Here is a 1410-nt window from a genome sequence, read left to right on the forward strand (position 1 = left end):
CCCCTAAATCCACTAACATTTGAGCGTTAGTAGCTGCCGCTAAAACTAAATCTAGGGCCGCGAGAGGATTAGCAAAAGTGGCAGTAGCGGCTATCCATTGGTATTGTTCGATAACAGGTAAAGCCTTTTTGCGTCGGGATTGATTGAGTAATTGTTTGGTTTCCTTGGCTAATTCTAGCGCTTGTCTCCAGATAGTTCCCAGAACTAATTCGGACTTTTCTTGTTCGATAATTTTTCGGAGATGATTATCTAAAGGATCGATAACTACCGTTTGAGGTTCCGTCCATTCCTTGATTTCTCCATTGCTTTGATGTTGACGAACTTTTAGGGGTTCAGGGGCAGCGGCTATGGCTAAAATATGATGAGCGGGAATAGTTTCTTTTAGTCTTTGTTTCAGGGAAAGGAGTATTTCTTCTCTGGTTTCGGCGGGTAAACGATCCTGTTTATTCAGTAACAGAATAACACGCTGGTGCATTCGATCGAATTGCTGGAGGATTTGCCATTCGGAATCGGTTAAATCCCCATTGATAAGATACAAAACTAAGTCGGCTGCTAGGGACTTTTGCTGGTTAGCGGTGCAGTCGAGAGTCAGAAGGGGTTCCGTTTCCAGAAAAGCGATAGATTCTCCAAAGTTGCCGGTTTCTAGTAGTTTTTTTAAGGCAGTTTTACCAGTTTTTCTAGCACCGGTAATGGCAATTTTCAGGTCTTGGCGACTAAATTCTTGGTTTAATTGGGTTAAAGTGGTTTTGAGTGGGGTTAAGTCTTGATGGGGGTCTTCTTTGGCCAGATAATTAATTATCTTCTCGGCCTTGGTAATCGCTTGTTTAACCTTTTCTAGACTCAGGGGAGTGGGAGGGGAAAAATCGATTTTCGCGTTGGGTTTTTGCCAGAACCAGATACCAGCGCCAAGAGCAAACGCACCTAAAATACCCCAGGAACCGACTTCGCTCACTGTACTATTGAGAGTTTCCCCCAGGGTGAAAGCGATGGTAATGCCTATCCCCGTCACTAAAATCGGTTTACCCAATCTTACCGTCATTTTCCTCATCCTCGCCAACTGCTGTGATTATTCTAGCTTTTTTGTGCTGGATTTCATCCCAAACTCAACTTTTTAGCCGACAATTCCCCTGGTTCGTCCCGGCCGCTCTTGCCTAAAAGGCCCTAGATATGTCATAATGATCGATTGCGTGTAAATTTACCCGATCCCCTGTTGTTATGGCTAGTAAAAAAGGCGTTCGCCTGATCATCACTGTAGAATGCACGGAATGCCGCAGTAATCCCGATAAGCGTACCCCCGGCGTTTCTCGCTACACCACCAGCAAAAACCGTCGCAATACCACCGGCAGACTGGAAATCAAGAAATACTGTCCCCACTGCAATAAGCACACCGTCCACAAGGAAATTAAGTAA

Annotated in this window: 2 protein-coding genes; one reads left to right on the forward strand and one right to left on the reverse strand. The window is 44.8% G+C overall.

Annotated features, from left to right (window positions below):
- On the reverse strand, positions 1-1039 hold a 1039-nt coding region (locus PX484_RS00375; protein WP_288102638.1), incomplete at its 3' end, for a DUF697 domain-containing protein.
- A gap of 176 nt (positions 1040-1215) precedes the next feature.
- On the opposite strand from PX484_RS00375, the gene rpmG reads away from it, so the two are divergent.
- The gene (gene rpmG, locus PX484_RS00380; RefSeq protein ID WP_002734724.1) at positions 1216-1410 is read left to right on the forward strand and encodes a 50S ribosomal protein L33; all 195 of its coding nucleotides are present in this window, start codon (positions 1216-1218) and stop codon (positions 1408-1410) included.

This window comes from Microcystis sp. M49636_WE2, assembly GCF_030065375.1.
GTDB lineage: Bacteria > Cyanobacteriota > Cyanobacteriia > Cyanobacteriales > Microcystaceae > Microcystis > Microcystis aeruginosa_C.

Bases quoted from the DNA above. Each gene is read 5' to 3' on its own strand.
- rpmG (WP_002734724.1), top strand. From the start codon at position 1,216: ATGGCTAGTAAAAAAGGCGTTCGCCTGATCATCACTGTAGAATGCACG.